The organism is Paenibacillus sp. S-12 (assembly GCF_030363895.1).
Taxonomy (GTDB): domain Bacteria; phylum Bacillota; class Bacilli; order Paenibacillales; family Paenibacillaceae; genus Paenibacillus_B; species Paenibacillus_B alvei.
In genome coordinates, this window is record NZ_JASIUF010000014.1 from 221,319 (window position 1) to 247,936 (window position 26,618).

The 26,618-nt window shown below is 47.2% G+C and carries 13 protein-coding genes; all 13 read right to left on the bottom strand.

The window, feature by feature from the left end; all coding sequences use genetic code 11:
* Positions 1–258: 258 nt before the first annotated feature.
* The 13 genes from NO352_RS14515 to NO352_RS14575 all read right to left on the bottom strand — a co-directional run bounded on the left by NO352_RS14515 (position 259) and on the right by NO352_RS14575 (position 26,614).
* Entirely contained in the window at positions 259–924 is a 666-nt protein-coding gene (locus NO352_RS14515; RefSeq protein WP_289355968.1) for a bifunctional 2-keto-4-hydroxyglutarate aldolase/2-keto-3-deoxy-6-phosphogluconate aldolase, read from the bottom strand.
* A 52-nt stretch (positions 925–976) separates the two neighbouring features.
* A complete protein-coding gene (locus tag NO352_RS14520; RefSeq protein WP_289355969.1) occupies positions 977–1,939 on the bottom strand; it encodes a sugar kinase in 963 nt (320 codons plus the stop codon).
* Complete coding sequence (locus NO352_RS14525) at positions 1,936–3,450, bottom strand: alpha-L-fucosidase (RefSeq protein WP_289355970.1); 1,515 nt, start codon at positions 3,448–3,450, stop codon at positions 1,936–1,938. Before NO352_RS14525 ends, NO352_RS14520 begins: the two co-directional genes overlap by 4 nt.
* Before the next feature lie 298 nt (positions 3,451–3,748).
* Positions 3,749–8,119: a polysaccharide lyase family 8 super-sandwich domain-containing protein gene (locus tag NO352_RS14530; protein ID WP_289355971.1), complete on the bottom strand. Its 4,371-nt coding sequence runs from the start codon at positions 8,117–8,119 to the stop codon at positions 3,749–3,751.
* Between the two features lie 132 nt (positions 8,120–8,251).
* On the bottom strand, positions 8,252–9,622 hold the full coding sequence (locus NO352_RS14535; protein WP_005546191.1) for an ABC transporter substrate-binding protein: 1,371 nt from the start codon (positions 9,620–9,622) through the stop codon (positions 8,252–8,254).
* Positions 9,623–9,810: 188 nt separating this feature from the next.
* On the bottom strand, positions 9,811–10,647 hold the full coding sequence (locus tag NO352_RS14540; RefSeq protein ID WP_005546189.1) for a carbohydrate ABC transporter permease: 837 nt from the start codon (positions 10,645–10,647) through the stop codon (positions 9,811–9,813).
* A gap of 17 nt (positions 10,648–10,664) precedes the next feature.
* Positions 10,665–11,612 (bottom strand): carbohydrate ABC transporter permease, encoded by a 948-nt coding sequence (locus NO352_RS14545; RefSeq protein WP_005546188.1) that lies wholly within the window; start codon positions 11,610–11,612, stop codon positions 10,665–10,667.
* Between the two features lie 299 nt (positions 11,613–11,911).
* The gene (locus NO352_RS14550; RefSeq protein WP_353961262.1) at positions 11,912–12,661 is read right to left on the bottom strand and encodes a basic secretory protein-like protein; all 750 of its coding nucleotides are present in this window, start codon (positions 12,659–12,661) and stop codon (positions 11,912–11,914) included.
* A gap of 28 nt (positions 12,662–12,689) precedes the next feature.
* Complete coding sequence (locus NO352_RS14555; protein WP_289355972.1) at positions 12,690–14,069, bottom strand: alpha/beta hydrolase family protein; 1,380 nt, start codon at positions 14,067–14,069, stop codon at positions 12,690–12,692.
* A gap of 182 nt (positions 14,070–14,251) precedes the next feature.
* A complete protein-coding gene (locus tag NO352_RS14560; protein ID WP_005546183.1) occupies positions 14,252–14,803 on the bottom strand; it encodes a TetR/AcrR family transcriptional regulator in 552 nt (183 codons plus the stop codon).
* A 176-nt stretch (positions 14,804–14,979) separates the two neighbouring features.
* Positions 14,980–16,083, bottom strand: coding sequence for an aminopeptidase (locus NO352_RS14565; RefSeq protein WP_289355973.1), 1,104 nt, complete (start codon positions 16,081–16,083; stop codon positions 14,980–14,982).
* A gap of 51 nt (positions 16,084–16,134) precedes the next feature.
* A complete protein-coding gene (locus NO352_RS14570; protein WP_005546179.1) occupies positions 16,135–16,524 on the bottom strand; it encodes an Asp23/Gls24 family envelope stress response protein in 390 nt (129 codons plus the stop codon).
* 562 nt (positions 16,525–17,086) lie between these two features.
* Complete coding sequence (locus NO352_RS14575) at positions 17,087–26,614, bottom strand: non-ribosomal peptide synthetase (RefSeq protein ID WP_289355974.1); 9,528 nt, start codon at positions 26,612–26,614, stop codon at positions 17,087–17,089.
* Positions 26,615–26,618: the final 4 nt, after the last annotated feature.

Sequence of the window (26,618 nt, forward strand, 5' to 3'; positions counted from 1 at the left end):
TGTAATAGCTTGTAACTTATCCCCTATATCGTACTTCGCACCATTATATCGACATTCTACTTAAAAATAGATGCACGATTATGACCATGTATGTGTCCTTTATTGACATATCGTAAGCTTCAACTGCTTACATTCTGATCCATTCAAATCGTGTAACAACCTATACTTGTCACTCTATTTTCTGGTCATGCTGAACAAAAAAAATCGGACGATTCATACATGCTGAATCGTCCGATTTTCGTATATCATTTCGAAATTTTATATCCCCTTTGCCTGACGATAGGCATTTACATAAGCGGCAGCTTTCTTCTGAATCAACGAGAAATCTTTGTTCTTAACTGCTTCATTCGTCAAATCGGAGCCGATCCCTACCGCTACCGCTCCGGCTTTCACCCATTCACCAAGGTTATCCAACGACACACCGCCGGTTGGCATAATGTTAGCTTGCGGCAATGGGCCTTTGATCGCCTTGATTACGGATGGCTCATACAGGTTGCCTGGGAACAGCTTGACGATATCGGCTCCAAGCTCAAGCGCTTCATTAATTTCCTTAATGGTCATCGTTCCTGGCATAACCGGTACGCGATATCGGTTGCACATGGTTACGGTCTCTGCGCTAAGGAAAGGAGACACTACGAATTGGGCGCCGCTAAGAATCGCCGCGCGTGCCGTTTCAGCATCCAGCACAGTCCCTACCCCAATAATCGCATAAGTAGATTCATCCGACGAATCCCATTTATATTTTTGAGCTAGTGTCTCAATCGCTTTCAATGCAAACGGAACCGTCATCGTAATCTCTATCACTTTAATCCCGCCGCGTATCGCTTCCTCGGCCATTGCAACAACTTCTTCTGCCGTTTCTCCGCGAAGTACGGCAACGACACCTTCCTGCATAATCTTCTGAATAATCTGCATTTTCTTCATATTGAACTCCTCCCCATTTATCGAATGTCGTTTCTATTAATAGTCCTATATCTTACCGCTCAACATGCACCTTACCAGCTAGCAAACGCTCGATTTGTGCTCCACTAGGGAGACCTTCCCAATCGCCAACCGTCTGGATTACCTGTGAGCCTATCAAATTACCGAGACGAACCGCCTCTTCAAGACTATGTTCCCGCAGCAAACCAGCTAGAAATCCAGCGCAGAAGCCATCTCCAGCTCCTACCGTATCAATTACATGCTCAACCTTATAGTAAGGAACTGATGACAGTTTACCGTTCTCCAGAATATAGGTTCTGTCCTCGCCACCTTTAATAATGCTTACAGCGGACAGCTCACCGAGTCTGGCAACGATCTCATCCATCGATTCCGTCTCATACAGCAGTTTCAATTCATCTAATCCCGGCAAGAAATAATCCGCTTTGAACGCCAATGGCAATAGAACCCTTTGGGCTGCTTTAACATCCCATAGCTTCAAGCGCAAATTCGGATCGAAGCTCACTTTGACTCCGTGCTGCTTCGCTATGTCCATAGCTGCTGCCACCGTCTCCGCGCAGGTTGTACTTAACGCAGGTGTGATTCCGGTAACATGCAAAATCTTTGCTCCAGCAATATATTCCTCATCCAAATGCTCAGGAGTCATTTTACTAGCCGCCGACAGCTTGCGGTAATAATAAACAGAACTTCTTCCACCCGCATTCTCTCGAATCATTAGTCCGGTTGGAGCTTCATCTGTGAATGAAACGCGTGTAACATCTACGCCTTCTCCCCGAACCATCTTATAAATCCGCTGCCCGAACGGATCATCTCCAAGCCGGCCGCACCAGCCTACGGAATGTCCAAGCCTTGACAACCCGATCGCTACATTCGTCTCCGCTCCACCAAAGGATGGCGTCAAATTCGATGTGTATTCAAGACCTTTTCCTCCCTCGGCGATCAATAAGGCCATACTTTCCCCGAAGGTGACCACTTCCGGATGAGCATTTCGATTATTCATTCACATTCACCACCCTGAACCTGACTATTGTACACTTCGAATGTGGACAAGTTTGGCCACCAGCGCGAGCCAGTGATCTGAAGACGCAATCGACTGCTGCGAACAGCTGGAAAATGGCATATTCGCTTATGACCGATAATGGTACCCTCCAGTATTGGCTGCCACGTCCCTCTGCCTGCAGTTGTATCCGTGCTTGCCTCTGTCGTTGCAGCAGCATCGACTTGCCAATACTCTAAGCGGAAACTCTCAATTCTCTGCGTATAGCGATACTCCTGCAGTACGATATGGTCGAACGTCTGCACTGTTCCTAAATCGACAGTGATACTCGCCACCTCTGTACCTTGCTCAGGAGCCCAATACGTATCTCGATTGCCATCCAATACATTGGCCGCTTCATGTCCAGCCATCGCTTCACTAGCCGCAGCAACTGCATCGCGCGCCACATTCGTCTTAAACGTATTGCGAATCCAAGCCCCGAGCTCCTCTAACCGCTGCACATCATTCTCGTGGAGCAGACCGCGCGTATCGGCAGGAATATTAAGCAAGAGCGTAGCATTTCCTCCGACCGAACCATAGTACACATTCCGCAGCTCATCAAGCGACTTGACTTGATCATCTTGACTCGCATGATAGAACCATCCCGGACGAATCGACGTATCCACTTCCGCTGGATACCAGACAAGCTCCGATACATTGGCGATAATGTCGCGGCTGCCCAAGTCTTCATCTTCTGAAGTGAAACGCTTGGCGAATTCAGCATTATCTTCCTGCTGTGAGTTTTCCTGAATTCTCTCCTTATCCTGCAGCTCCGCAGGCACTACGCTCCACTCCGACTTGCGACAATGCCCCGCCTCATTGCCACACCAGCGCACATCCGGTCCACAAACCGAAATACTCGCATTTGGCTGCAATTCACGAATCAGTGCATAATAGCCATTCCAATCATAAACTTGTCGCTTGCCGTTAGGACCTTCACCACAAGCCCCATCGAACCATACACAAAAGATTTCCCCATACCCTGTCAACAATTCTCGCAGTTGATTGGTAAAGTACTCATTATAAGCTGGCGAATCCCCATAACAGGCCTCATGACGATCCCAAGGCGATAAATAAATCCCAAACTTCAACCCGCCTTCACGACAAGCATCAGCCACCTCACGAACAACATCACCCTTGCCATCTTTCCACGGGCTATTCTTCACCGAATGCTCGGTATACTCGCTCGGCCACAAACAAAACCCATCGTGATGCTTACAAGTTAGTATCAGGCCTTTCATCCCTGCAGCCTTACAAGCGCGCACCCACTGTCGTGCATCCAACTGTGTCGGATTAAAAATATCCGGCTGCTCCTGCCCACTGCCCCATTCCTGATCCGTGAACGTATTTACTGTAAAATGTACAAAAGCATAAAACTCCATCTCTTGAATTGCCAACTGCCGTTCCGATGGCCGCACCAACGCTGCCGCTTTAACTTGCTCTGGTCTTATAACTCCACTGCTGTAAATAACCATTGAACCCCCCCCTCATTTTCTCTAAGCAACATATTGAAAGATATAAAAAAGATATAATAAGTATCTATATAGAAATTAAAAACCGAACTTAGGCTAATAATAGCAAATCAAAGATAGGTAGAAACACGCATTATTTTTTTATAAATATGCAATATTTTGACCTTAACAACGAAAGCCAAGATCCTTAAAATCGGATCTTGGCTTTTTTTGTTTCTTTTAACCTTTACTAACTCTTCATTGGAAGCAACTTGTTTATGGTGATGATCATCTAGTACTTACCTACAAAAGTCAGCATCTCTTATTTCAAATCATTTAACATGCCTAGAATCAAAGTAACTGCTTCAGCTCTGGTTGTAGAAGCATTAGGATTGAATTTACCATCTCCATATCCTTTAATCAGGCCTGCTTCTTCTGCAGTTGCTACATAAGGCTTAGCCCATGCTGGCACTTGATCTGCATCTGTAAACGTCAGAGTTGCATTTGGATGTACTTCAAGACCCCGTGCACGAACAATCATAACAACGAGCTCACTTCTGGTGATTTCTTTATTCGCACGGAATGTACCATTTTCATAGCCTGAAATATATCCCGCTTTAGCAAGTGCTTGAATGAATGGCTGTGCCCATACTGGAGTTTGACTTTGATCCGCAAAACCAAATGCTGTATTCACTTTCTCCAATTTCAGCGCTCTAGCTAACATGGCTGAAATCTCACCGCGAGTGATCGACCTATTCGGCCTGAAGGTTCCATCCTCATAGCCACTTACAAAACCAAGTTCAACTGATTTTTCAATGGAAGCCTTAGCCCAATGATCTGCGATATCAGACAAATCTACTTTAGGAGTTTCTGGATCAGTAGGTTCTATTGGATCAGTTGGTTCAGGTGTTGGTGTTGGATCCGGTATTGGTGTTGTCGGGCCCGGTGATGGCGTCGATCCGCCACCCGAAGAGTCAGCTTCAGTCCTTACCGTTACACGCAGACCATCGCTCCATTTTTCAGTTGCATCGCCTGCTTTAACCTCAAAGATATAACTCTTGTTTGGTGAAAGACCACTGACTGTATAGCTCGTGATAGTATCTGGTAATTGAATGTATTCTATACCATCCTTGTAAATCTTATAGCTTATTACACCCGTATCATCCGTTGCTGCTGTCCATGAAAGCAATAGACTCGTTTTACCAACACTTGAAGCTAATAATTGTGCACCCGTCGGCCATGTAGGCGAGGTATTGTCTACCGGTGTAGTATCTTTGTACGTTGCTGTTACTTTAACTGCTTCATCTGGCATGATGAACGCATACATGTTGGTGTTTGTTGAATCTTGGGTTAACGTCAAGCTTGTTGGCGTAACGATCCACTTGTCGAACGATTTACCCACAGGTGTATCCAGAGTTACCGTTACGGTCTCACCTTTCTTCGCAGTCTGTTTATCTGCTGTTGCCCCTTCCGCCGTTACGGTGTAGCTCTTTCCGAGATCAAATGTTGCCGTGTACGTCTTGCCAAGCGATCCCGAAGTGTTGACTTCAATGCTGACTCCATCCTGTATCGGTGTAACTTTCATCCCCGTATCTGCAGTTAGCAATGTCAAGTTCGGTTGATGGACTTCAATCGTCACTGTGTTCTGCTTTTGCGTTGGATCGGATATCGCAATTGTCATTTCACCGCCGTCTTCTTTCATGATGACAGCAGCAGCGGATTTAACATGGATGCTTCCCACAGTATCCGCACTCCAGAAGTTCGCCGCGGTGATGCCAAGCGGCTTATTGCTAACAGCCTGTACGGTTGATGTATTGCTCAGCACTTCAACTGTCGGTTGTTCACTATAAGCTTGTGTTTGTGCCGTTGTCTTACCCGGAAGCAACACATATTCGTAACTAGCTTCTTGTGGATTATTCCCATGATCAAAGGCAATGCTGGCATAGTTGCGCGTCAACTTATCTTGCGATTGACCGTTGTTAATATCATACCAAGAGCCTGTTCTCGCCTCGCGCACGACATGGAGTGTGGGTGCAGTTGGGAAATAATAGCCCATATCCGCACCAGAACCTGCACCATTGCCCGCCAAGTGCGCCCAGTTTACATCGTTAATATCTGCTGCATAATCCAATGCTGCAGGCACCTGTACACCGTTAATCACAAAGGCGTTATCACCGCTGCTATTCAACTTGCGATTATCAACAATCGTTTCTACCGTTTTTGTAGCGGCTGATGTTTTACGAATATCCGTACCAAGGGCTACAATTTCATCATCGAACATAAACCATGATTTCTTACCACTTAAATCACTGCCCGTTACTTTCGTCAATGAGAAATCCATGCCGCTTGCGCTATATAAATGATCTAGTGTTGCACCGCCAACATGACTTTTCGTATTGTAATAGTACGCCCATTCGCCCGGCATCTTTCCTTCGCCAGAACCGTCTGTCGTCGTGCCTGGCAAGCGGAAACTATTAACCGTTGCCCAAAATCCATCGCGATATTGCAATAAGTCTTCGTTATAGATATAGGTCATGCCAAGACCGGTATCCCAACCTTTCACATTTTCTTTATTGCCCATTTCAAAGGCAGAAATGCGGTCTGAGAACATGCTTAGCCCAAAAGCGTAGTTCGGACGATGATGCGCAACACGGGCCATTCCGTTGAACATATAACTGCGCGACAGCTCACCGCGAGGTGCAACGGTATCATCATTCATCACTTTCTTCAGCAACATCACACTATAAATTGGCAAGCCTTTATAATAATCATCAAAGGTTGTATCCTTGCTCACCCATTCCTTAACCATACTGCGAATAGTAGCACTAATCTGTGGCGGTGCACCCTCTGCTAAACTTGCTAAGGCTACAATCGTACTGCGAGCCGTACCCGAATCTCTTCTGGAGATCCCCCGCCCGTTAACCATATCCATGTACAGCCCTTTGTAAATAACCGGTTCGAATGTATCACTTACCCACTTGTAAATGTTAGCCACACGCGGGTCAGTCACAGGCCATGGTGAAGTGTTGAGCAAATAAGTGATGTCCGCCGTGCGGCTGAGCCAAACTGCACCATAACCAGCAGTGTAAGCGATATTCGCATGCTGCACCAGTGAGCCATCTTCGTAAACACCATCACCTTTCGTGACATAGGTGAATTCGGAACCAATCGAATCCCGTCCTTGCATAATTTTAGCGCTATTTTTACCAATTACGCCGCGCAAAGTTACGACAAGCGCTTTGTCCAGCAAATTGCCGCCAGTCTCGATCACGGAGCTATTTTGCACCCGCATTGTTGGGTTAGGACAATATTTATCAATTGTCCGCATAAAGTTGCCTATTTGCTGATCATTCAACTCATCATACATAAGGATCAAACAATCATTTAACAGTTGCGGTGCACCGATTTCAAATCCCCACCAGCTGCTGGCGCTACTGTAGGATAAACGCTCATTATAACGCTTAGCGTACATCCAATCCAAGGCACCTATAATGGCATCCCGCAACTGCGGATTGTGGTAATAATTGGAATACTTTGTATTGTAAGCGTTTGCCATTATTTTGATACGAGTAAACTCGCTAACGATGTTGTTAGCATGCTGTACCTTCGTGTCAGCGTTATCGACAAGATCTGACCATAAGTATCTGCGGCTGCCATCATTAGCACTAAGCGTATCAAGATACCCCGTCTGAGCGGCATTGGATACGCTATTGTCCATCTCTGCTACTAATGCTAGAATAGCGGGATCAGAAGCGAGGTTATCGTCTACAACTCCTACTAACTTCTGCTTCCAGCGTTCACGCAATTGGTTGTAGGCAGCTGCTGTTTCTGTGGAGTCTACACCAATGGTACTTTGTGCCTTTATCATCTGGTCATCTGTTGCAACAGTGATTGTTGCGACACCCGCTGCAACTGCTGTTACATTGCCATCTTGATCAACAGTAGCTACGTTCTCATCGCTAGTACTCCATATTACTTTGGGAGATGGCAGGTTATTTGGAGTGACGGTTAATGTAAGCGGTTTCACATCTCCAACCGTCATCGTCGTTGCCGTCGGTTCAAGCGTTAACCCCGTAATGCCGTCATATTCCTCCAGCCGAATGTTATCAAACCACACTTTGCCGGTGCAATTTTCTAAAAACAATTCAACAAAAAATTTGGCACCACCGGCTGGCACCGTTATAAAAACCTGTTGCATCGTCCAATCGTTCGTACCATACACCTTCGTTGAAGTAGGTCCATCGATTAATTTTGTATTTGAAGCATTCAGCACAGAAGTACGAAAATAAGCACCGTTGCCGCCTGCAATATTTTCGGTTTTATACCACACTTGCAAACGGTACGATTTCCCAGCCTCAACGGGTGCCTTAGCATTAATGGATACACGGCTTGTGCCGGAAGCATCAATCAGCATCGACTGCTGACCACTATAAGAATCATAGGTAGCGACCGTTACACTTACTGTCCTGCCAGCTGGTTTACCAGAACCTACAGGAATCCAAGTGTCCCAATTAACAGGTGCAGGGTTCGTATCCGTATATTGAGTCCAAGTACCGCTCGGCGCTACTGTTGATTCGAAATCACCATTTGGAAATAAATTATCAACATGTGATGACATCGCTATACCTGTGCTAACAGGCAAGAATGTGACAACAATCGTAACTACTAATAACAAACTTAGTATTCTTTTCATCACTCTTCACCCTTTCTCTGAGCACCATACAGAAAAGGCGTCCCTTTCCCCACTATTTACGCTTTATATAGCATGGAATATAGAGACGCCTTGTTTCAGCGGATTTCTATTTATTATGTTACTTCCTAATCGTTACTTCTTCTCTTTCTCATTAATAATCTTCGTTGCTTCGTCAACCATCCATGCTTGTACTTTGTCAATTGGCTCGTTGCTAAGCATAAATTTGCTAAAGCCATCGTCGATAACTTTTGTTAAATCTGCACTCGAAATGGTAAGCACCTTGGAAGCATCCAAATACTTAATATCGTCGCCAAACAGTGTGTACTTTAACGACTCTACATCGTACTTGTCCTTGTTTTTGCCGATCATGCGCTCCAATAGTGCTGTTTGATCAGCTTTCTTCCAGCCGGAAAACTCTTGTCTATTGGTTGAATCTGCTGTAGACATAAAGCGCATCAGCTTATATGACTCTTCCTTGTGCTTTGTAGTTGCACCCATTGCTAATTGTGAACTGCCAACAAAGTATTTACCGCCCTCATAATCTTTAGGCAAAGCATTCTTTGGAGGCAAAGGAACTGGCGCGAAAGCAGTCACAAAATCATGTGGGTACTGCTCAAGATTACCTGGATCCGGAATCGTGAAACTGCCTGACATGATCATCGCTGCACTACCGCCGAAAAATTCACTGCGATAATTAAGCTTAGATGCTAGCACATCCGCATATGGTTTCGCTGACTTATCAACACTCTCCATATCTTTGCGCAGTTGGAAGAAATATGGATAGGTTGGGTCAGACAGAATTGTACTGCCATCGTCATAACGGAACGGATCTTTCATTACCGTTTGCGCTGGGGCATTCATATACAACTCCCATGTATGGAAGTAGGTTCCATATCGTTTGTCTACGCCTTCGCCTTTTGTTAGCTTCTTCGCATAGTCACGATAGTCATCCCATGTCCAGCCGAATTTAGGAACAGGCAGTCCCGCTTCATCCAACGCATTCTTATTGAGCATTACATAGGTATAACCTGATGTATATGGCATCCCGTAATATTTGCCGTCTACTTGCGGATTTACATAATACTCATCTTCCGCTTTTAAACCTTCTTTATCATAAAATTCATTGAGTGGCGTAAATGCACTGCGAACTGCTCTTTCAACGACCGCTGATGTACTTGGTAATTGAACGACGTCAACTTCATCCCCTGACGAAATAAGGAAGTCTAATTTCTTCAACATCTCCAATGAATTACCTGGAACGAGCACGACATGCTCCACTTTAATACCGGGGTTAGCTGCTTCAAACTCACGCAGCATTGCGTCTGTCCCCTCTTGTTGAGCCTCATTATCCCAGTTATAGTACTTAAGGGTCACTTCCTTCTTCTCCGTACCGTTCGATTGTGCGGATTCGTCAGCTTTGTTTCCACAAGCGCTTGTAAACATCATTAGTGCTAGCAGTAGACATGTTGACAGAAGAAAATAACGTTTACTTTTACTTGCCATGTGCAACTTCCCCCTAAAATGAATGATAGAATTGTTTTAATCAAGGCCATTGTTAGCGCTTACAGACAGTATATATCGTTTAATACTTGCTTGCGTGTATAATTTTGTGCTTGTACGATAACGATTTTGACCTCTTTGAAGACTCTAAACTAAAAGATGCCTACGGATTTACCACGAGTCTGATTTGCTTACCCCTTCACACCACCAAGAGCAATCCCACTGATAACTTGTTTCTGCAAAACAATAAACACAATCAGCAGAGGAATAATCGCCGACACTGACGCCATCATCATAATCGCATCGTTGGTCGTATAATCATCCCTAAACAATGTCATGCCTAGCGGAACGGTATACAATGATTTCGTTTGCAAGAAGATTAACGGATTTTGGTAATCATTCCACGACCAGATGAACTTAATAATCGCCACCGTCGCTATCACAGGTTGACAGAGCGGAAGCATAATTGAAGTGAAGGAACGCAGGTGCCCTGCACCATCAATTTTAGCAGCTTCCAAAATATCATCACTCACTCCGGCCATAAATTGACGCAACAAAAATGTAAAATAAATCGAAAACATACCCATCAATATTAGCGCTCCATGGGTGTCATATAGTCCCAGCCAACGAATCAGCATGAAGCGAGGAATGAGCGTCGCTTGATCAGGAATAATCATCATGGCTAGCAGCATGGCAAATACGAGGTTTCTGCCGCGAAATTGTAGTTTCGTAAATGAATAAGCTGCCATCGTTGATATAAGTAGCGAAAGTATAGTAACGATAATCGCCACTTTAATGGAGTTTACATAAATTTGACCAAACGGTACCCTTTGCATCCATACTGCCTTAAAGTTATTGATAAAGTTGGTTGCGGATGGAATCCATTCAATCGGGAAGCGCATCACATCTTTTTCAAATTTAAACGCCGACGATACCATCCATAATAATGGAAAGATGAAAAATATGGACAATGCTCCCATTAACACGGTAGCGATAATTTTAGAAATCTTATTACGTAAGGTTAGCATCATATTCTCCCTTTCTATTAAAATGATTCTTCTTGACGCATCTTCCACGTTGCCGCTGTAATCAGACCAATAATCGCAAATAACAGCCAAGATATTGCAGATGCATAGCCCATATTGTAGTTGACAAAGCCTTCTTGATAAATACGGAATACAATGACCGTTGATGAATTATCAGGTCCGCCTTCGGTCAAGTACGAAATAATATCGAACACTTTAAATGAACCAATTAGCATCGTAATAAGCAAGAAGAACGTCGTTGGACGGAGCAGCGGAATCGTGATATTGAAAAACTTCTTTAACCCTGTCGCCCCATCAATTTCTGCCGCTTCATATAATTCTTCGGAAATATTGGACAGTCCCGCCATATAAATAATAATCGTATAACCGAGCCCTGCCCACGCACTAATTATGGCGACCGCGATGAGTGATGTTTTCGGATCAACGAGCCATTTCGGAGGATTCGATATACCAAGATCCATTAGAAATTGATTGATTGGGCCTAGCGATGGGTGGAACAAAATGCTCCACACTGCTGCCACAGCAATAATCGAAGAAATATAAGGTATGAAGAATACGACTTTAAAGTAATCCTTAAAGTAGACTTTACTATGAATAACGACCGCTAGCACAAGCGCAATCGCAATCGGAATTGGAACGGTTAACACCGTATACACTAAGTTGTTGTATAATGCCTTCCAAATGGTCGGGTCTTGAAATAGATGAATGTAGTTTTGCAAACCGGCAAATTTAATACCTGATACCCCAGACAGTAAATCCCAATCCGTAAAACTTAAATACAACGAAAACCCAAGGGCAAATACATTAAGCATCAACATGCCCACAATTTCAGGCAGTAAAAACAGCCAACCAACTAATGCTTCCTTTCTCCGTGGCGACCAAAATTTTTTCACTCCGCTCTCCGCCTGCTGTTTTGGAAGCTGATAACTTGATTTTGTCTCTTCCACTTTTTATGTCACCTCAGCTTATAATTTGTTGACTTCATCATAAGCGGCAGACAAGGGAGAACAAAGGATGGATTATGACCTTGTGTGGGTAAAATTTTGACCTTTGTCGTGTAAGGAAACATGCAACCGAGGTAACTAATATTGAGCATCACTTAGATGAAGGGTTAGATTGGATAGATCGGAGATGGAGAGAGCTGGATCACTCAAATTGGGGAAGAAATGCAATGTAAACAGAAAAGCGCCCCCTACTTTTCCATGTAAGGGCCGCCTATCACCTCTTTTGCAACTGAAATACCCAATCAATGATTAGAAAGTGATTGTTGATATTGAGACCATAGGGTATTCACGTCTATGCCAGTAATCGATTGAAATTGACTTTCTTTCCATAATTGAATTTGCTGCTCATTCATGCCATAAGGAATTCTTTCCGCATTTAAAGCACGAATGAACCCGCGATGTTTCGTATCTTCAATCCAGCGAATGAAGTTCGCTGTTCCATTGCTAGACCAAGTTCCACCCGGGCTGATGCGATTACGATCATGATAACCCGCTTCGTAACGCAAGCTATCCGCTACTGCTTCTACATCAAAGTTGCTATATTGATAAGCATGACCCCATTCAAGGTAAAGAATGCCGATAATTTCATCGCGTAAGTTGTTGAGATTAGCTGCTAAATTTGCGCGATGCTGAGAACTGATACCTAGCGTTTTTAACTCATTGTCTCCTGATATCCAGGCAGCTCCAGGAACGTCTTCAATTTGCACCAGAATTTTCTTTACTCTAATCGGCATCTCTGCTGGACTCTTGTAGAAAATTTCATTTGCTTTACGCAAGATCGTCAAAATTTCTTGCTCGGCATTAGGTAAATCACCACTTGCGGTTACCGTGCCGTTTACAGCTAAATTGATCGGCAGAATGGTCGGTGTCGACTCGGCTGCAATAGCAACCGGAATATGTACATTGCTGCTAAATCCTAATCCTATTGCGGCCGGGCCGCTAAGATAAGTGCTCCTGTTTTTTTCATGTTTGTCCTCTCCTCTTTTTTTGATTAAGAAGTTTCATTATTCCCCCTACTCTTCAGTTCACTTTAAAATTTACTTCCGGGTATTTGGCGGCCAACCTCTCTAGTGCCAAACTGTCGCCTGTCTGTTTCACATAAAGGTCAAAAAAAGCGAGACTGAATTCGTTAATGATACGATGAACGTACCGCGGATCTTCGTCAGGGCTTCGCAATAAAGGTGAAATCAGATGAAAATCAGTGAAGCTCGTATGATCGGTGTTGGGAATGACCATCGACATGCCACCACCGGCAAGCGCACGCTCGTTGCGGTTGTTGATTACCTTGATATCTTCAAGTGGATCATCGATTATCCCTGCACTCATGAGCAGAATCGGTTTGCCGATTCCCGTATCTGGCACATTCGACCCATACAACAGACCATCCATATTAATAGCTGCTTGGATGCGGGTGTCTTCCACAAGCATTTGCGCAGCGGTAGCGCCACCATAAGAATGGCCGAACATTCCGATTCGAGAGGTGTCGATCCTTCCCGTAAAGCGGTCGTCTATATCGCCTCGGTTAAGCTTCTCCACTTGATCTAGCACAAAAGCGGTATCTTCCCGCCATAATTTGATATGGCGATCTCTTTCAGCAAGTTCAGTTAGATTAGCAGACTGAAAATATGCGGTTCGACCGTCTGGATAGACGGTAGCCGCAGCGTCATAGGCATGATCGATACATAAGACGATATAACCTTGACTTGCTAACTCTTCGACTTGAAACGTATTTTGATTGCGAAAACCGTTCAACCCATGGGAGAAGATCAATACGGGATAACGACTCTCCGCGTCTGAGAGCCGGGCTTCCGTGAACGCATTCGATTTCACCACATTCAGATGGCCTAGTACGAATGCCGGGAGGGACAAATCTGCTTCCAGTCCCTTTGCAACCTCATGCGCATTGCGGATAAAGGGATCGCGATTCCCCTCGCCTTTATCACCTGCAGGATAATACATCTGTACCATTAGCTCGCGCCGGTCATTCGGATCTTTTGTAAAAAGTTCCTCCCGCTGATTATCAACCCAATGATACAGCGTTGTGCCGACCATAAATGGGCCGGTCGGTTTATGAAATAAAGATACAGGCATGAGTGCAGGCATCGCGACCGCTACAGACAAATAGATGACAAGCAACAATGTACGAACCGTGAACGTAATTCTATTTTTGGGCCTCTCTTTGCTCCTGGCCAATAGATAACATACTGTCAATATAGCTGGGGACAAATAAGCCGGAATCATCTGCCAACGAAAACCTTCAGCGATAAGCTGTACGATAAGAACACCATATGCAACCGTCAAGGCGGTGACAGACCACCGTTTTGTCTTCCATCCTGCAAATAGAGTCCATCCCAGAAGGACGAAATTAACAAAGATCAAACTGATTTCCCAAAATCCCATCGGATTCTCCCACCTTTCTTCATTTCCACCCAAGTACTATAAGTACTATATTATTATTTTGAGTACAAACGTTATCATATAGCATAAATTTGCTCTAAATGAATCCACGAAAACAAGAAAGCTGAGAAGAACGGCAACCTGTAAGCATTGTTTTTCTCAGCTCTAACGAATGGGCGCTTCGTTCACTTCCTAATTCCATTCAATATGATATCTACCATCATGGAAAGAGATTCTTGCACCGTAATTTGGCTGGAAGCTAAATTGCGCTGATCGAAAATCGATTTCATTAAGAAATTGAGGGTTTGGATCAGTGTTGGGATATGCATCGGACGAAAATCACCATTATGAATGCCTTCTTCAATGAGGCTAGTAATGATATCCCACTCATCATTAATGGCTTGCTCCATTTCCCTCCACCGTTCGGGGTAGTACCGCCGAAGTTCGACCAGTAAGCGTACATAGCTGTTCTGAAAATCATGAGGGACAATCAAGAGTATCCCTTTTAATTTTTCAGATATGGTCAAATTCGTATCTTGGATCACTTCTCGAAAACGTCTTTCCGTTTCTTCGTTAACTTGCTGAACCACATAACCTATAAGTTCGTCCTTGGACGGGAAATGCTCGTACAGCGTGCTTTTGCTTACACCTAATTCGCGCGCCAAATCATTCATTGTAAACTTGATTCCTTTTTCATGAAATAGCGCGATAGCAGTTTTGGCAATCCGTTCTTTCATCCTTAGTTCACCTCAAACCAAGAGTAGTACCCATAGATCCATTTATAGTACTTCAGGTACTAGAAAAGTGTAACTCTTTATCTCCTTGGGGTCAAACTCTGCAACCAAGTTAGCCCTGTTCAATCACATTCAGCCATTTGTGCCTTCAGCGGAGGAACGATCACCCACCGTTTGAACTACTTTAGATTTTCGGGGTTTAGCTTTTCCAGTTCTGGAATCACGAAACGTCCGTCTTTTCGAATCAGTCGATCATCAAACCAAATCTCTCCACCGCCATACTCTGAGCGTTGGATCATCACCATGTCCCAGTGGATTGCTGACTCATTCCCATTTGATGCATTATCATAGCATCGCCCCGGTGTGAAATGAAAGCTGCCATCGATTTTTTCATCGAACAGAATATCCTGCATTGGTTCCCTGATGGCTGGATTTACCCCAATTGCAAACTCCCCTATGTAACGTGCACCTTCATCCGCATCTAAGATATTGTTTAGCCGCTCGGTGTTATTTGCTGTCGCATGAATGATCTTCCCATCTTTAAACTCCAGTCGGACATTTTCGAATGTAAATCCCTGATAAGGTGATGGGATGTTAAACGTGATAACTCCATTCACAGAGTTACGAACCGGAGCAGTATACACTTCTCCATCCGGAATATTGTTATCACCGGCACACGATATCACCGGAATACCTTTGATCGAAAAAGTAAGCTCCGTACCTGGCCCTTGGATTTTAACGCGGTCTGTCTTCTCCAGCAATTCGATCAAAGGTTCCATTGCACGTGCCATTTTGGCATAGTCCACCGCGCAAACATCAAAGTAGAAGTTTTCAAATGCTTCTATACTCATATTAGCCAGCTGAGCCATAGAAGGAGTCGGATAACGGAGATAGATCCATTTGGATGTAAACACCTCCATCATAGCGGGCTGGTATAATGAAGAAAACAGATTCATTTTGTCATCGGGTACATCTGACATCTCGTTGATCTGCCCACCGTCGACAACAATACAAGCTTGCATTTTTTCAATCTGATATTTTTCAATCTCAGCCCAGGTCTTAAACTGTTCTTCTGTCCCTTCTAATAAAAGCTGGCGTCGTACAGTGTTTTCGCGCAGATTTACGAATGGGTGCCCACCTGCTTTATGCACGGCTTTCACAAGTTCTTTTGCCAAAGATGTGTCGATTCCAGTTGAATCTATTAATACATTGTCTCCCTTTTGCACTTTTGTAGAATAGTTTACAAGCATATCAGCTAAATTTGTGAGTCGCGGATCCAACATATAGTTACACCTCACCTATTGTTTTTATCCATTAATATTGCATATCAGTGCCTATTTGCTAATTCGTTGAATTTCCTTCAACTCCTCATCTTTGAAAGAGACTTCCTCTACCTTTACATGAATCTCTACAACGCTAAGTCCAGTCATATTTTGAACTGCATCGCGGATGTTTACCTGCAATTGGTGACACACTTCATGAATTTTCATACCGTACACAACAATAACTCGCAAGTCTATAGCAGCTTCAACTTCACCTACCTTGACAGACACCCCCTTTTGCAAGTTCTTGCCACTCAACATCTTTACCCAATCATCCGACAGTCCGCCTGACATAGCAGCAATTCCTGGAGTTTCAAGCGCAGCTAGACCAGCGATTGTGGCGACGACATCATCGGATATCAGAATGTTACCTCCATGTTTGTTCAATTGTTTCTCAGCCATGGTCATCTTCCTTTCTGTCTCTCCAAGTTAGATAGTAATCTATCGTTGAACGTGAAATTGAATACTGGACGCAAAATGGTTCCTCACGTCGATCATCAGCCCCAATGATATAGCGTCATACCGACTATAAAAAAATTCCATCATCAATGTCATCCCGATAGGTAAGAAACAAATCATAGTTACTGCCATTCATTTTCTCCTCTGCTTACCCCCCCACGTACCTAGAGTACCAATTTAGTATTTTCAGTACTCATATTGTTATAATACCATAAAATAACTCTAAGTCAACTCTTCAAAAACTCCGGAAGCAACTCCTATTTTCTATGTAAAAAAGCTGCAAGTATGAGGCCTAACCCCCCTTGTATGTTCGTAAAATAATGTCTCAATGAAAATGATTTGTTCATTGACAAAAGTTCCGGTCTGCTTCGCTAAAAAGTTTCTTACTCATGTTATCCCTTCCGTGCTTACTTCGTTATAAAAAAAGATACCCACAGCCTGAACACCTTTTTTTCTTAGTGTCCAGTCTATGGGTACCCGTTTACATGCAATGGTCAACTTTTCTTTACTTGTAAGCTTTGGAGTTTTCCAAAATCGCTTTTATGATAGATGCGTTTGTTGGAGCATAGTCTCTTTCCAGCATCTGCTCGTGTTTGCCGTTTCCTGAATAGAAGTGCAACTGTCCAGTTGTTAACTCGCTCCAGGACGTCCATCCGCGTTCTACTTCGCCTGTTGCTTCTGACGATTGAATCAGATAAATGTCTGCCCGAACTTCTCCTGTCGTTGCCATATTATCGATCCAATTCTTGTAAGCCGTTATGTTTTGTCTCACTTCTTCTGCGTCTAGTCCTGGAACATAACGTAGAAATAGAGAAATTTCTTCTTGTAGCGTCTCCAGGTACTCTTCTTGCGGCATGTCCAAGGTATGCGAATTTCTTGGGTAGGCATCAAGCATAATGATGCCGGCTACCTCGCGATTTTGTTGTTCCAACTGCTTGGCCACTTCAAATGCCAGATTACCTCCGGCAGAGTAACCCAACAAATAAAGCGGGCCCTGAGGCTGCAGCTTGTGAACGCTTTGGGCAAAGTATGAGGCTGCATCTTCACAGCTAATAAAATCATAGGCATAAATAGCAGCCGTATCTCGCAGTAATGTCGCCAGCATCGTAAATACTTGACCAAATCCGACGATAGGCGGGAAACAATGCAAGGTTATGCCGTTTGCATCGTTTCCGTTCCACACGGACACTCCTTCCGTTGGCTGCTTCGCTAGATCGTCTGAACTGATTCCGCTTTGAAGGTGATCAGCGAGTTCCATAACCGTCGGGTAAGCGAAGGCGGCACTAAACGATATGTCCACATTCAATCTACGGCGAGCTTCACCAATCATTTGAATCAGCTTCAAAGAATGACCGCCTGCATCGAAGAAGTTATCGTGAATGCCGATCCTCTCTAAGTTGAGAATCTCCTGCCAAATGTCGGCAAGCGCTTGTTCTAACGCATTTCTTGGCGCTGTATAGTTTGCTTGAAGAGGCTCATTGAGCTGTATATGAGATAAGCCTCTGCGATCGACTTTGCCATTGGCTGTAAGCGGCAGCATATCCAGTTGCACGAATCGCGTCGGAATCATATAGGCTGGGAGCTGCGTGGATAAGGCTCTCCGCAGTTCTCCGGCCACAAGCTCGGTATCCGCTACGACATATGCGAATAGAAGCTTCTCCTTCGCTTCATTTTCGCGAGCAATAACCGCCGCTTCCTTCACCTCCTTCACTTTCGTCAGAGCGGCTTCCACTTCGCCCAGCTCAATGCGGAAGCCGTGTATTTTCACTTGGTCGTCTGCACGACCCAAATACTCCAAGTTTCCGCTAGCCTTCATTTTTGCCAAGTCTCCTGTGCGGTACATTCGCTTTCCAGGAACGAGTGGATGGTCTACGAACTTCTCAGCCGTCAAGTCAGAGCGGTTGAGGTACCCTCTCGCGACTCCATCTCCAGCAATATAGATTTCTCCTGGTACCCCTATCGGAACTTGCTTGCCATCAGAATTGAGCAAATAGATGCTGACATTCGCAGCCGGTACGCCAATAGGAACCGAACCGCTCGTATCGGTTGCCGGATCGTATCGATAAATCATGCAGCCGACAACCGTTTCTGTCGGGCCGTATTCATTGAATATCTCGATTTCTCCACCGAATTGGTCATGGATGCTTCTCGCTAGATCTGTGCCAAGATTGTCTCCACCGACAATCAGCTTTCGGATGTTCGATCCGGGCGTGACCTTCAATTCCTTGATCAAACTTAAATGAGCAGGCGTCAGCTTGACAATGTTGACTTGATTATCAGTTACAATCCGCTCAATTAATAGCGCTTTGTCTTCCCCGCTATAAATCCGAATCAGACTTCCTGTAAGCAAAGGCGTAAATACGGATGTCACTGTCAAGTCGAAGGAAATGGAAGAGTACAGCGGGAAATCCAGCCTTTCTCCGGCAGCATATACGTTTTTCGCCCACCATAAATAATTCGTCAGGCCCTGATGAGTAATCATTGCTCCCTTCGGATTTCCTGTCGTTCCCGATGTATAAATCACATAAGCAAGGTCGTTGGCGCTTGATACCGGCTCGAGATTCCATTCATCTTTGCTGTAGGCGGCCTGATCGTTTAGATCGATAAGCTTTCCTTCAAACTGTACGCGAGCCCGTAAATGATGCTGCGTGAGAAGCACCTGCGAACCGGAGTCCTCCAACATGTAACGAATGCGTTGTTCCGGGTACTCCGGATCAATCGGCACGTAAGCTCCTCCGGCTTTTAACACACCTAGTATGCCGACGATCATTTCCACCGACCGATCCGCCAAAATGCCGACCAATTGATCCGCTCGTACGCCGGCTGCCCGCAATGTCCTTGCCAAGCGATTGGAACGGGCATTCAGCTCTCTGTATGTCACTTGCTCTTCTTCATGAACGATGGCTACCGCTTCTGGCGTTTTTTCCGCCTGCAGTTCGAACAATTGGTATACCGTTGCTTCTCGAGGATATTCCGAAGCTGTCGCATATCCTGCCGCAAGCTGTGCGCGCTCTTCCGCAGTTAGGATCTCTAACGACGCAATCTGTGCCTGAGGATTTGCCGTAACCGCATGAATCAACTGCTCGAAGTGTTTCGCCATCCGCGCAATGGTCTCTCGTTTGAACAAGGAAGAAGCGTACTCGATGCTGCACGAGATTCCGTTCTCCACCTCTACCAGTTGGAAGGTGAGATCAAACTTCGCTACGGAATGTTCGATTGCATAGGGCTGGATGTGCAAGCCCTGGATTTGCAAATCTCTTTGCTCCATATTTTGCAGAACGAACATCGTATCGAAAATCGGGTTGCGGCTTCTGTCCCTTTTGACCTGCACCTTCTCGACCAATTCTTCAAATGGATAGCCTTGGTGCTCGTAGGCATCAAGCATCGTTTCTTTTATTTCTTCTACATACGATAAAAATGTTTTGTTGCCTGCCGGATAGCTGCGTATCGCTAACGTGCCCACAAACATACCCACCAGTGACTCCAAGTCGTTATGTGATCTGCCTGCAATCGGCGTACCAACAACAATATCCTCTTGACCCGAATATTTATGCAGCAAGGTTGTATATATCGCCAGCAGTACCATATACAGAGACGATCCGGTTTCTGCCGCTATCCGTTTCAAGCTCTGGCGTAGCGGATTCCCAAGCATAAATGACAGTGATTCTCCCTGGAAGCTTTGTACCACAGGCCGGACAAAATCGGTCGGCAGCTCCAGAACTGGAATAGGCCCACAGAACCTATTCAACCAATAGGTCTCCTCCTGCTGCTTGCGCTTTTTTTGCGTCTCGGACTGCTGCCATGCCGCGTAGTCTTTGTATTGAATACGCAGAGGCGGAAGTTCTTCCCCTTCATACAAGCGAGCAAATTCATCTACCAAAATGCCCATCGATACGCCATCGGAAATGATGTGATGCATGTCGAGCACGAACAAATGGCGTTCAGACGCAAGCTCTATCAGCCCGACGCGCAAGATCGGCGGCTGCTCCAGATGAAAGGCGCGAATAAATGTCCGAACAGCTTCCGCGGCTTCCGTTTCGCTTGCTTGCACGTATTCCGCAGTAAAGCCAACCTCATGATGAACACATTGTACAGGCTCGCCTTCTGCCATGTGAAAGCTTGTGCGCAGCGTCTCGTGACGGGCAATAAGCTTGTGAAGCGCGGATTCAAACCGCTGCCGATCAAGCGCTCCTTGAAGTTCCAGCACTATAGGCAAATTGTAGCTCAGTCCCGTTTCTTCGAGCTGGTGCAAGATATACAGCCGCTTTTGCGCGGAAGACACTGCATAATACGCCTGCTCTTCGACAGGTTCGATAGCAGTGAACGTCTGCTGCTCTCTATCTGCTATGGCCTCGGCCAGCAGCTCGATGGTAGAGAACCGGAATACATCCCGCAACGGTACGTTCACTTGCAGTTCTTTGTGCAGACGGCTCACCATGGTCGTAGCGCGCAAAGAGTGACCGCCGATTTCAAAAAAGTTGTCGCGCACACCTACGCGGTCAAGACCAAGTATTTCTTGCCAAATGTTCACGAGCTGCGCTTCGACGCGAGTTCGGGGCGCTGCATATTCAGCCGCAGCCAGAAGGTTTTCTTCCGGCGCCGGCAGCGCTTTTCGATCGATTTTACCATTTGCCGTCAGCGGTATCCGATCGATCTGCACGAAGTACGCAGGAATCATATAATTTGGCAATCGCTGAGCTAAGTGTTCTCGCAGTTCGCCTGCAGCCAGTTTCCGATCGGCTACAACATACGCACATAGCTGCCGTTCTCCGTTTTCAGCAGTCCTTGCGATCACAACGGCTTCGCGCAGAGCATCGATTTGTCCAAGCAACGCCTCGATTTCTCCAATTTCGATCCTGTACCCGCGAATTTTTACCTGTTGATCCGTTCGTCCCACGTATTCGAGGGTACCGTCTGGCAACCAGCGAGCGAGATCGCCTGTTCGGTACATTTTTCCACCTGGTGTAAACGGATTGTCTACAAACCTCTCCGCTGTCAGTTCAGGCAGATTCAAATAACCGCGAGCTACGCCGTCTCCAGCCGCATACAGCTCTCCCACCGCGCCCAGAGGCAACAGCATGCCTGCTCGATCCAGCACATACACTTGTGTATTGCTGATTGGACGACCGATCGGAATGGTAGATCGATCCATATCCTCCAAGCTGATCGTATGGCAGCATGTAAACGTTGTGTTTTCCGTCGGGCCGTACCCGTTGATTAATCGCAGGTTCGGGTAGCGTTCCAAAACTTTTTTCACATGCGGTTTCGATACAATATCGCCCCCCACGAGCAATTGCTTGACCCCTGCCAATCCTTCGAGTTGATGTTCAGCCATAACCGTAAACAATCCTGCCGTTAGCCATACAATCGTGACCTGATACTTCCGTATCGCTTGCGTCCAATCTTCCAGCGACAAGCCGGTTGGAGGCATGAGCGCTAAAGACGCTCCATTCAGCAAGCTGGCCCAAATCTCAAATGTCGCAGCATCGAAGGAAATGGTTGACCCTTGCAGAAAGACGTCACTTTCACAGATGTCTACGTAATTTGCTTGGGCAACAAGACGTACAACCCCGCGCTGTGTGACGCAGACTCCTTTGGGAGTTCCTGTAGAGCCCGAAGTATAGTTGACGTACGCCAGATGAGTCGGCCCTGTGAGCGACTTCAGATTGGTACCATCTTGGTCGTATGCTAGCTCGTCATCGAGAAGCACAACCTTTTCAGCAGCAAAGGCAGTTTGTTGTAAATGGCTCTGGATTAGCAGTACGCGAACATTTGCATCCTGCATCATGTAACGTATGCGTTCCTCCGGATAGTGAGAGTCGATCGGCACGTAGGCTCCTCCCGCTTTCAGGATTGCCAGTATACCGACAATCATCTCAATAGAACGTTTAGCCGCAATGGCTACCAACTGTTCCGCTTCAACCCCGGCTCTTCTCAACGTCCGCGCCAAACGATTTGCTTTCTCGTTCAACTCTCCATAGGAACATTGCTTCTCCCCGAATAAAACGGCAGGTGCATGTGGCGTTCGTTCGGCCTGCTCCTCAAACCGTTGATGGATCGCAAGCTCTCGAGGATACGGTAATTGGGTATTGTTAAACAAACTGATCAGTTGCACTCGTTCTTCATCCGCCACGATTTGCAGCGTTGCAAGGCTCGCCTGCGGATTTTCGATCACTGAGGCGATCAACTGCACAAAGTGTCTCGCAAACCGCTGCACGGTTTCAAGCTTATACAATGAAGTTGCGTATTCCAAATGGAAAGCTATTCCGGCTTCTTCGTCCACCGCCTGCAAGGTTAAATCAAATTTTGCTGTCTTATGCTCGGTATGATATGGCTTCATCTGGAGCTGATCGAGTCCAAACGGCTTGCTTTCTGTATTTTGCAAAACAAACATCGTGTCAAAGATCGCGTTGCGGCTCAAGTCTCGATTGACTTGCACCTGTTCAATCAGTTCTTCGAACGGGTAGTCCTGGTGTTCATAGGCGCTCAGCATCGTTTCCTTGAGTTCTTTCAAATAAGACAGAAACGGCTTCTCTCCCGCTGGATAGCTGCGGATGGCCAATGTCCCGACAAACATACCTATCAAACCTTGCAAGTCGCTGTGGGTTCTCCCCGCAATCGGCACACCAATGATGATGTCTTCCTGCCCCGAATATTTATGCAAAAAAGCTTTATAGACGGCCAGCAACACCATATATAGCGTCACGCCGTTTCGGGCGGCAAGCTGGTGCAATGCATCCCTTTGCATTGAGTCGATCTTGAATTCCAGAGAGCTGCCCTCGTATTTCTGTATCGCAGGACGTACATAATCTGTTGGCATTTCCAGCACAGGCAGTTCTCCGCCTAATACTTTCATCCAATAGGAGCCATGCTGTTTCATTTGTTCTTTCTGGGCCTCAGATTGCTGCCACACCGCGTAATCTTTGTACTGAATGCGCAGCGAAGGCAGTTCCTCACCGCTGTACAAGCGGACAAACTCCTCAACCAAAATATCCATGGATATGCCATCGGAAACGATGTGATGCATGTCGAACATCAGCAAATGGCGATCCGCTGCCCATTCGATCAAACCGACCCGCAGCAGAGGCGCTTTGCTTAAGTCGAACGGCTGCACGAAGTCGCGTATAATGGTCTCTTCCTCATTCCAGCCAGCCTGTGAAAAAGCTACTTCAAAGTCGACCGTCTCGTACACGCGTTGCATCGGCTCGCCTTGCACCATCTCGAAGCCTGTGCGCAGCGTCTCATGACGATCGATGAGACTGCGGAATGCCTCTTCGAAGCGATTGCGGTTTAGCGTTCCTTCAAGTATTAGCATGCCCGGCATGTTGTAGCTACGCTCTGCCCCGTTGATCTGCTGCAAAATGTACATCCGTTTCTGCGCCGATGACACCGGGTAGTAGTCCCTTGCTTCGATGAGAGGAATGGCTGCGTACTCCTTCTGCTCCAACCCGGAGATCGCCTGCGCCAGCTCTTCGACTGTCGGACAACGGAACACGTCTCTTAACGGAATCTCCGCCTCCAGCGTCTGATGAATGCGCGATACGAGCGTCATCGCTCGGAGCGAATGGCCCCCGATGTCAAAGAAGTTATCGCGAATGCCTACGCGCTCCAGTCCCAGCACCTCTTGCCATAGCTGCGCCAGCTTCGCTTCCGTCGTCGTGCGCGGCGCTATATATTCCGTTCCCGTACTCAGCGCCCCTTCCGGCGTTGGCAGTGCCTTTCGATCCAGCTTCCCGTTTGGCGTGAGCGGCATCTTCTCCAAGCGAATGAAGTGCGAGGGAATCATGTAAGTCGGAAGCTCCGCCGACAACTTGCTCCTCATTGCCTGCGCCGTGAGCTCACCGCTGCCCGTTACATAGGCGCACAGTTCCTGCGTTTCCCCAGCGGCAACAGTTACGACCGCTTCCTTGACGCCGTCGATTCGCAGCAGATGTGCTTCGATCTCGCCCGGTTCGATCCGATACCCGCGAATCTTCACCTGATGGTCGATCCGTCCCAAATGCTCCAATCGGCCATCCGGCAGCCAGCGGGCCAAATCGCCCGTCCGGTAGATCCGCTCCCCGGGGAGGTACGGATGATCGACAAACTTCTCCCTGGTCAGCTCTTCGCGCGCCCAGTATCCGCGGGCGACCCCGGCGCCTCCGAGGCACAGCTCGCCTACGGCTCCGATCGGCTGCAACTGCAGCGCTTCGTTCAGCACGTACGCCTGCGTGTTCGCCAGCGGACGGCCGATGCTGACTTTTTCTCCTTCGCTTTCCTTCAGATGTTCAAACGTAGACCATACCGTCGTTTCCGTCGGACCGTACATATTGTACAGCGACGCATTCGTTTGCGCACGAAGCTGCTTCAGCATCGCCGCGGAAAGCGGCTCGCCGCCGATCAACAGGGCTGGTATACGGCGCAACTTCTCAGCGCTGTGCTCCTGCTTCAGCATCATCGACAGCCTCGAAGGCGTTGTCTGCATCAGTTGTACCGGATGCTCTTCCAGCAAATCGCCCAGCAGCGCAGGGTCCTGAAGCTCCGCTTCATTGGCGAGAACGATCTGCATCCCGCAACTGAGCGGTACCCAGCTCTCGGTCACGAAGATGTCGAAGGATACCGTTGTGACCGAGAGGATCGACGCAGATGGCGCAAACGGCAGCGAGCGCACCATCCCCGCGATAAAGTTCACGACGTTCCGGTGCTCCACCACCACGCCTTTCGGCTTGCCGGTGGTGCCCGACGTGTAGATCACATACGCGCTGTTCATCGGCGTTGTCGGTACATTCGACTGTACATCCGTTGATCCCGTGGATACCGGCGAATAGGCTTCCAATTCTTCCGCGGAGGCGAACCTCACCATGGCGGAACAATTTTCCTGCCCTTCGGCTTCCGTGGCGGCTAAGCGTTCCTTCTTCTCTTCGAAAACCGCAGCAGCTATTTCCGTAACAGCGGAACGTTCCTCATCCAAGCACAGGACATGCCGCAGCGGCGTTTCTTCCCAGTCTGCCACCGTTTCCGTCTGTGCCCCTTCGCTCAGCAGGATTTGGATACCGGCATCCTGAATCATTCCCTCGATGCGCGCTGCCGGCAGCGCCGGATCCAGCGGCACATAGGCCGCGCCAGCTTTCAGCACGCCCAGCAGAGCTGCGATCAGTTGCGGCGAACGGCTGAGCAGCACCCCGACGCGGTCTTCGCTTCTCACCCCGTGCGCACGCAGCCAGCCAGCGATGCGGTTGGCTCGCGCTTCCAGCTCGCCGTACGTCCATACGGCCTCTCCGCTTACGAGCGCCGGTTGCTCCGGCGTCAGGGCAGCCTGCTGTTCGAATAGCGCATGCACCGTTGCTTCCGCAGGCAGCTCAACCGCCGTATCGTTAAATGTCACCAGCAGCTCTTCCCGTTCTTCCGCCGTCAGCAGTTCCAGCTTTTCTACCGCCACGTTCGGGGTGGACACGATCTGCTCTACCATCCGCATCCAGTGACCTTGCAAGCGCTCCATCGTGCCTTGCTCGTACACCTGTCCGTTGTAGTCAAAATGAATGTGCAGCTCTTCTCCCGGCTGAATCATCACATTCAGGTCGTAATTCGTTTGTTCCTCCGCCTGAACCCCCGTAATTTCCAGTCCGCTTGCATCCGCTGACGCTTCCGCCTGCGCGGTTTGCATCGGGTAATTCTCGAACACAAGAATATGGTCGAACAGCTCTCTCGTTCCGGCGCACTGCGCCTGGATTTCGTGCAGCGGATAGTAGGCGTAACCTTGCGCAGTCAGCGCCTGCGCCTGCATGCGGCGCAGCAGGTCCGCAACCGTTTCCCGTCCCTCGCACGCTACCCGGACAGGCAGCGTATTGATGAACAGTCCGATCATCCCTTCCACGCCGGGAAGGTCTGCCGGTCTGCCCGAAACGACACCGCCAAATACCGCATCCCGTTCGCCGCTGTAGGCGTGCAGCACCAGTCCCCATGCCGTTTGCAGCAGCGTGCTTACCGTTACGCCGTGCGCAGTGGCCGCCAGTGCGATGGCTTTGCTCTGCTCCTGAGGGACGCTCCAGCTCACCCGT

What these genes read in the sequence shown, in the direction of transcription:
- NO352_RS14515 (WP_289355968.1), bottom strand. Translation starts at nt 924, where the DNA reads ATGAAGAAAATGCAGATTATTCAGAAGATTATGCAGGAAGGTGTCGTT.
- NO352_RS14520 (WP_289355969.1), bottom strand. Translation starts at nt 1,939, where the DNA reads ATGAATAATCGAAATGCTCATCCGGAAGTGGTCACCTTCGGGGAAAGT.
- NO352_RS14525 (WP_289355970.1), bottom strand. Translation starts at nt 3,450, where the DNA reads ATGGTTATTTACAGCAGTGGAGTTATAAGACCAGAGCAAGTTAAAGCG.
- NO352_RS14530 (WP_289355971.1), bottom strand. Translation starts at nt 8,119, where the DNA reads ATGAAAAGAATACTAAGTTTGTTATTAGTAGTTACGATTGTTGTCACA.
- NO352_RS14535 (WP_005546191.1), bottom strand. Translation starts at nt 9,622, where the DNA reads ATGGCAAGTAAAAGTAAACGTTATTTTCTTCTGTCAACATGTCTACTG.
- NO352_RS14540 (WP_005546189.1), bottom strand. Translation starts at nt 10,647, where the DNA reads ATGCTAACCTTACGTAATAAGATTTCTAAAATTATCGCTACCGTGTTA.
- NO352_RS14555 (WP_289355972.1), bottom strand. Translation starts at nt 14,069, where the DNA reads ATGGGATTTTGGGAAATCAGTTTGATCTTTGTTAATTTCGTCCTTCTG.
- NO352_RS14560 (WP_005546183.1), bottom strand. Translation starts at nt 14,803, where the DNA reads ATGAAAGAACGGATTGCCAAAACTGCTATCGCGCTATTTCATGAAAAA.
- NO352_RS14565 (WP_289355973.1), bottom strand. Translation starts at nt 16,083, where the DNA reads ATGTTGGATCCGCGACTCACAAATTTAGCTGATATGCTTGTAAACTAT.
- NO352_RS14570 (WP_005546179.1), bottom strand. Translation starts at nt 16,524, where the DNA reads ATGGCTGAGAAACAATTGAACAAACATGGAGGTAACATTCTGATATCC.